Source organism: Corynebacterium gottingense, from assembly GCF_003693265.1.
GTDB classification, from domain to species: domain Bacteria; phylum Actinomycetota; class Actinomycetes; order Mycobacteriales; family Mycobacteriaceae; genus Corynebacterium; species Corynebacterium gottingense.
This window is the reverse complement of the sequence record NZ_RDRE01000041.1, coordinates 1-6,538: the sequence shown is the minus strand read 5'-3', so window position 1 is coordinate 6,538 and position 6,538 is coordinate 1. Positions and strand designations below refer to the sequence as shown.

The 6,538-nt window shown below is 68.7% G+C and carries 6 protein-coding genes; 5 read left to right on the top strand and 1 reads right to left on the bottom strand.

Features of this window, described 5'->3' with window-relative positions; all coding sequences use genetic code 11:
- The first annotated feature begins 379 nt into the window (after window positions 1–379).
- Window positions 380–1,024, top strand: a complete 645-nt coding sequence (locus EAW56_RS10785) for a DUF1707 SHOCT-like domain-containing protein (protein ID WP_122086526.1) — start codon at window positions 380–382, stop codon at window positions 1,022–1,024.
- Here the strand turns inward: EAW56_RS10785 and EAW56_RS10780 are convergent.
- Window positions 1,021–1,773 (bottom strand): hypothetical protein, encoded by a 753-nt coding sequence (locus tag EAW56_RS10780; protein WP_122086524.1) that lies wholly within the window; start codon window positions 1,771–1,773, stop codon window positions 1,021–1,023. The two genes, EAW56_RS10785 and EAW56_RS10780, sit on opposite strands and share 4 nt — an antisense overlap.
- 245 nt (window positions 1,774–2,018) lie before the next feature.
- On the opposite strand from EAW56_RS10780, the gene EAW56_RS10775 reads away from it, so the two are divergent.
- The 4 genes from EAW56_RS10775 to EAW56_RS10760 form a co-directional block, all read left to right on the top strand.
- Window positions 2,019–2,984 (top strand): methylenetetrahydrofolate reductase, encoded by a 966-nt coding sequence (locus tag EAW56_RS10775; protein WP_122086523.1) that lies wholly within the window; start codon window positions 2,019–2,021, stop codon window positions 2,982–2,984.
- A 44-nt stretch (window positions 2,985–3,028) separates the two neighbouring features.
- Window positions 3,029–5,299 (top strand): 5-methyltetrahydropteroyltriglutamate--homocysteine S-methyltransferase, encoded by a 2,271-nt coding sequence (gene metE / locus EAW56_RS10770; RefSeq protein WP_122086521.1) that lies wholly within the window; start codon window positions 3,029–3,031, stop codon window positions 5,297–5,299.
- A 104-nt stretch (window positions 5,300–5,403) separates the two neighbouring features.
- Complete coding sequence (locus EAW56_RS10765) at window positions 5,404–5,928, top strand: peptidylprolyl isomerase (protein ID WP_095537976.1); 525 nt, start codon at window positions 5,404–5,406, stop codon at window positions 5,926–5,928.
- Between the two features lie 63 nt (window positions 5,929–5,991).
- A partial coding sequence (locus EAW56_RS10760; protein ID WP_147453291.1) for a rhomboid family intramembrane serine protease occupies window positions 5,992–6,538 on the top strand: 547 nt, incomplete at its 3' end.

Genomic DNA, 6,538 nt, shown 5'->3' with positions numbered 1-6,538 from the left:
CTTACGTGTACGTGGAAGGATTGTGATGTGCCGGCGTCACAGTGCGATGCGCATCATATGGTGGAGCATCAGCATGGGGGTGAGACTGAGGTGGGGAATTTGGGGTGGTTGTGTCGGTATCACAATTATCAGGCGGGTCGGCCGTCGCGTGGGCGGACGCAGCGTCGTGGTGGGCGGATTGTGTGGGTCTCGCCGTCGGGTCGGGTCACACCGACTGGGGTGGATCACGCCGCGCGGGCACCGTTTCGTAGCCCGGACCCGCCGGATGACGGGTAGCGTGCCGTCGCTTTCGAGTCAGCGCCAGTGACCCTGGCGCCAATACGTATGCCTGCCTGCGAAAATGGTCGCAGAAGACGGCGCCGGGTGTTAGCATCAAGGTATGAGCATTCGGTGTAACCACGACGACCGCAACCGCACGGCCGAGGTCCTGTCCACTGCGCTTGGCCAGGGGCAGATTGACGTGAACGAGTTCGAGGAGCGTTCCTCGAAGTGCGAGGCGGCCACGACTCGCGACGACCTCGTGGCCCTCATCGCCGACCTTGTCGATGACCCCCAGAACCGCCTCTTCGGCCACCGCGAGCCGGCGCAGATCCCGGGCGCCGAGCTCGCCCCGCCTGTTGAGGCTGCGCTCGCACAGGTGCAGGCGGTCGAGCGCGGTCGGAGCGTCTCGCTCGGCGTGTTCGGCGGGTCGAAAGTCCGCGGCGACGCCATTGCGGCCACGCACACGGCGGTGGGCGTCTTCGGCGGCGTGGACATTGACCTGCGCGGTGCGCAGTTGGCGCAGCCGGTGACCACCATCAATGCGGTCGGCGTCTTCGGCGGTGTCGACGTTTACGTGCCCGAGGGCTTCCGCGTGCGCGTCAACGGGGTCGGGCTCTTCGGCGGCCACGACATGCGACTGGCGCCCGGCGTGGTCGACCCGGCGGACCTGCCGGAGTCCGCGCCCGAGATCGTGGTGCGCTGCTTCAGCCTGTTTGGCGGCGTCGACGTCCACGTGGTCAGGCGCGGCGACCCGCGCCTTTAGTCCTCGCGCAGCGCGTGGCGGCTCTTGTGGGTGGAGGTGCCGCGGGTGGCCTTGCGCTGGTCGTCCTCGAGGGTGTCCAGGGTGGACAGGCCCTCGCCGGTGCCCTCGGTGTGGTCGCGGGTGTCGTCGAGGCTGGTGGTCAACACGGTCGAGCCAGTCGAGCCGGCGGAGTCTTTCGCGTGCGCGTCGGTGGCGGTGTCAGGGGAGTACACGCCGGTGCTCTCCTCGGCGTGCAGGTCGTCCTCCGTGGTGGTGGAGTAGACCAGCTTCGCCTCGCCGGTGCTGGTGCGCGGCTGGGTGGCGGGCTCGGGGGCGTCGTTAAGCTTGTCCTTGAGCCAGAACTGCCAGCACGCCCAGCCGGCGCCGGCGAGCGCCGCGAGGCCGAAGATGCCGGCCGCGATCTTGCCGCCGTTGCCCTTGGCCTTCTTCTTGTGCTGCTTCGCCTCGGCCTTCCAAGCCTTGCGTTGCTCCTCGCGGGCCGGCAGCGCGGCGTTGAAGGCGGCGCGGCGACGGTCCAAGCGCTTGTGGGCGGCGCGGGTGACGTCGCCGGCTTGGGTACGGGCGGCGTCGTAAAGCTCCTCGAGCTGCTCCTTGTCCGCAAGATCGTGCAGGGAGTCGATGTTGTTGTTCTTCAGCGTGTCAACGAGCGAATCGTACAGCTCGCGCTTCTTCTTCTCGTCCTGCCCGCGCAGGTACTTCACGGTGTCGGAGATGCCGGTGAGCAGGACCTGGAAAATTTGCGTGTTCATTGTCGCTCCTCTGTGTAGGGGGTCGAGGTCGGTTTGTCCCAAGGCTACCCAAACCGCCGCCGCGCACGCCCGGACCAAGCGTTACGCAAAAACATACCAAGCTGTTCATTTCTGCGATTAATATTCACGAATTTAACGCGCGTGGCCTGCCCGGATGCGCCCCCTCGTTGTGCCCCGAAAAACCGGCCCCTAGATTCTTGGACACCGTTGAAAAACGGCCCCAACACAGAGAAAGGCGGAAACCAATGCGCGGCACTTTTGCACCGACGCGGCTGTCTGCCTCCGCGCCGATCGACCGCGTCGGCGAGGACACCACGCAGCAGCGGCGGCGCACGCGCACCGCCCTGAGCTTCGAGCTGATCCCGCCCCGCCACGGCGCGGACGAGGGCAAACTCGACGAGCTCATCGCCGGCCTCGCGGCCTACCGCCCCGACTACGTCTCCGTGACCAGCTCACGGCGCAGCGACTGGCTCACCGGCACGGCCGCGCTCATCGCGCGCGTCGCCGAAACGACCAACCTGCGCCCGATCGCGCACCTCGCCTGCACCGCGGGCACGCGCGAGGAGCTGGTCACGTGGATTCGCGCGCTCATCGACGCCGGCGTCCGCGGCTTCCTCGCCCTCCGGGGCGACCTGCCCGAGACCGGCATGCCAGCGGACCACCTCCAGCACGCCACGGACCTGCTCAACCTGATCCAGGACGTGGAGGACGAGGAGGCGTTCCGCCTGGCCGCCGGCAAGCTGGCGCTGTCGGTGGCGTGCTACCCGTCGGGGCACGCGGAGTCCAAGAACTTCGACGAAGACCTGGACGTGCTGCTGTCCAAGCAGCGGCTGGGCGCGGATTTCGCCATCACGCAGCTGTTTTTCAACGCGCAGGACTACCTCGACTTTGTTGAGGTGGCCCGACTCGCCGGGGTCCGCATCCCGCTCATCCCCGGCATTATGCCCATGACCAGCCTGAAGCGTGTGCAGCGGATGGGCGAGCTCTCCGGCATCGAGGTGCCGGAGTGCGTGGCTCGTACGCTCGCGCAGGCCACGACGCCGGAGGAGGAGTACGAGCTGGGCATGCAGATGTCCGCGCGGCTCGCCAACACCATCCTGGACGCCGGCACCGGCGGCCTGCACGTGTACACGCACAACAACCTCGCTGTGACCCAGGACCTGTTGTCCCGCATCGGGATCCCGCAGCGGGCAGACCACTCACCCCAATAAACCCGAATTACCCGACCCACCCGTTTCCATGGAAAGGACCTACTGTGTCATCCTCGTCACCGTTCCCCAAGGCCACAATCGAGGGCTACCCGCGCATCGGCGCGAACCGCGAGCTGAAGCGCGCGCTGGAGAGCTACTGGGCGGGCCGCATCGACGCGGACACGTTCCGCTCCACGACGCACGCGCTGCGCATTGACAATTACAACCACCTGCGCGACCTCGGGCTGACCGAGGATTACGCCATCGCCGCCGACGTGGCCTACTACGACCAGGTCCTGGAGACGGCGCTGACCGTCGGCCTGATCCCGGGCGGCACCGACCTGGACGAGGAGTTCGCCCTCGCCCGCGGCAACGACACCCGCGTCCCGCTCGAGATGACCAAGTGGTTCGACACCAACTACCACTACCTGGTGCCGGAGATCGCCGCTGGCCAGGACATCGCGCCCGCCGCGGAGCGCATCGTGCGCATCTTCGAGGAGGCCAAAGAGGCCGGCCACACGGTCCGCCCGTTCCTGGTCGGCCCCGTCACCCTGATCGCCCTGTCCAAGCCGGCCGAGTGGTCGCTGTTGCCTTCGCTTATCGACGCCTACGCCACCGTCCTCGCAGCCCTCAAGGACGCCGGTGCCGAGTGGGTCCAGCTGGCGGAGCCCGCCCTGGTCGCCGACCTGTCCACCCCGGACGCGGAGCTGGCGCAGCACCTGCGCGAGGCGTACACGACACTCCTCGGCGCCGAGAACCGCCCGGCCGTGTACCTGACCACCCCGTACGGCGCGACCCGCGAGGCGCTGCCGGTCCTGGCGGAGCTCGCCCCCGAGGCGCTGCACGTGGACCTGGCGCCGTGGACCCTTGACCAGGACGCCGACTACCCGCAGCGCGTGGCCAAGGCGATCCCGGCGGAGACCCACCTGGTCGCGGGCCTGGTCGACGGCCGCAACGTGTGGGCCGCGAACCTGCGCGAGCGCACCGAGGTCCTCGAGGCCGTGGCCGCCGGCCGCGACGCCGTCTCGGTCTCCACGTCCACCTCGCTGCAGCACGTGCCGCACACCCTGAAGGCGGAGAAGAACCTGCCCGTGGACGTCGCGACCTGGCTGTCGTTTGCCGACGAGAAGGTCGCCGAGATCCAGGCGCTCGTCGCCGGCCCCGAGGCCGCCGAGGAGGCGTTCGCCCAGTCGGATCGTGCGGTCCGGACGAGGGCTGAGAGCGAGAAGATCCACAACGCGGGCGTCGAGAAGCGTGTGCAGGCGCTCCCCGAGGGAGCCGTGCAGCGCCAGCCGGAGTTCTCCGCGCGCCAGGCCGCGCAGCGCGAGTCGCTCGGCCTGCCGACCCTGCCCACGACCACGATCGGCTCGTTCCCGCAGACCCCGGAGATCCGCAAGGCGCGCGCCGACCACAAGGCGGGCGAGCTCGACGACGCCGCATACCAGGAGGCGCTGCGCACCGAGATCAAAAACGTCATCGAGCTGCAGGAAGAGATCGGCGTCGACGTGCTCGTCCACGGCGAGGCCGAGCGCAACGACATGGTGCAATACTTCGCAGAGCTGCTCGACGGCTTCGTTGTCACCGAGAACGGCTGGGTCCAGTCCTACGGCTCCCGCTGCACCCGTCCGCCGATCGTCGTCGGCGACGTTTCCCGCGCCGCCGCGATGACGGTCGAGTGGGCGAAGTACGCGCAGTCGCTGTCCGACAAGCCGGTCAAGGGCATGCTCACCGGCCCGGTCACCATCCTGGCCTGGAGCTTTAAGCGCGACGACGTCCCGCTCGCCGTCTCCGCCGATCAGATCGCGCTCGCGCTTGCCGACGAAGTCCGCGACCTCGAGAACGCCGGCGTCAAGGTCATCCAGATCGACGAGCCCGCCCTGCGCGAGCTCCTGCCGCTGCGCGCCGACGAGCGCGCCGCCTACCTCGACTGGGCCGTCCGCGCGTTCCGCCTGGTCGCCCTGGAGGCGCAGCCTGCAACCCAGATCCACACCCACCTCTGCTACTCCGAGTTCGGGCAGATCATCGACGCCGTCGCTGCCCTCGACGCCGACGTCACCTCCATCGAGGCGGCGCGCTCCAAGATGGAGCTGCTCGAGGACCTCGACGAGTCCTTCCACTCCGAGATCGGCCCGGGCGTGTGGGACATCCACTCCCCGCGCGTCCCGTCGCAGGAGGAGATCGCCGGGCTGCTGCGCGCCGCGCTCGAGAACGTGCCGACCGAGCGCCTCTGGGTCAACCCCGACTGCGGCCTGAAGACCCGCGGCTACGCCGAGGTCGAGCCGTCGCTGCGCAACCTGGTCGCCGCGCGCGATGAGGTCGTCGCTGGCCTGAAGTAGGCGCCGCGCCGAACACGCGACCCGGTGGTGTGGGAACGCACCCCGGGTCGCTTTCGTGTGCCACCCTCCGCCACCCGCGCGCGAAAATGCGTATCCTGGGACCCATGACTGATAAAACGCAGACGATGACCCTGCACACCAACCACGGCGACATCGTGATTGACCTGTTTGGCAACCACGCGCCGAAGACCGTGGAGATCATCACCGGCCTGGCCAAGGGCACCCAGGAGTACTCGGCGGCCAACGCCTCCGGCTCCAACGAGGGCCCGTTCTACGACGGCGCGATCTTCCACCGCATCATCCCCGGCTTCATGATCCAGGGCGGCGACCCGACCGGCACCGGCACCGGCGGCCCGGGCTTCAACTTCGCCGACGAGTTCCACCCGGAGCTCACCTTCGACCGCCCGTACCTGCTCGCCATGGCGAATGCCGGCCCGGGCACCAACGGCTCCCAGTTCTTCATCACCGTCGCCGAGACCCCGTGGCTGAACAACCGCCACACCATCTTCGGCGAGGTCACCGACGAGGCTTCGCGCAAGGTCGTCGACGAGCTGGCGAACGTGCAGACCGGCCGCATGGACCGCCCGGTCGAGGACGTCGTCATCAAGTCCGTCGAGGTCTCCGAGTAAGACCGCTTCGACCCTTGCCCCCGCTCAGTGCAGCGGGGGCACTTTTGTATTTGGAGGCCTGACATGCAGAAGATTGCTCAGCAGTTCTTCCGCGGCGCGCCCGTGAGCGTGTCCATCACCGCGCTGTGCGCGATCGTGTACGCGGTGATGGCGGTGCAGTCGCGCTCGCTGGACAGCGTGGTGTGGGATTCGGTGGGCGCCGAGCTCGTGCTGTGGGGGCCGGAGACGCAGGGCGCGGGGCTCGTGCGCGCGCTCACAGCCGGGTTCGTGCACTTAAGCGCCACGCACCTCGTGCTCAACATGCTCATGCTCGCCGTGATCGGCACCGAGGTCGAGCGCGCCGTGGGCAGCGGCCCCTACGCGGTGGCGTACGCGGCGGGGATCCTGGGGTCCTCCGCCGCGGTGCTCCAGTTCGCGTTCCTCACCCCGACCGCGGGGGCGTCGGGCGCGCTCTACGCCCTCATGGCGGTGTTCGTCGCCATCGCCTATCGACGCCACGTCGACCCCCGCCCCGCCCTCATCCTCCTCGTGGGCAACGTGGTGTACACGCTCGTCGCCTCGGACGTGAGCGTGTGGGGGCACGCCGGCGGGCTGGTTGCGGGGGCGCTGA

Coding starts and splice junctions, on each gene's coding strand:
- EAW56_RS10785 (WP_122086526.1), top strand. CDS start 380: ATGAGCATTCGGTGTAACCACGACGACCGCAACCGCACGGCCGAGGTC.
- EAW56_RS10780 (WP_122086524.1), bottom strand. CDS start 1,773: ATGAACACGCAAATTTTCCAGGTCCTGCTCACCGGCATCTCCGACACC.
- EAW56_RS10775 (WP_122086523.1), top strand. CDS start 2,019: ATGCGCGGCACTTTTGCACCGACGCGGCTGTCTGCCTCCGCGCCGATC.
- EAW56_RS10765 (WP_095537976.1), top strand. CDS start 5,404: ATGACTGATAAAACGCAGACGATGACCCTGCACACCAACCACGGCGAC.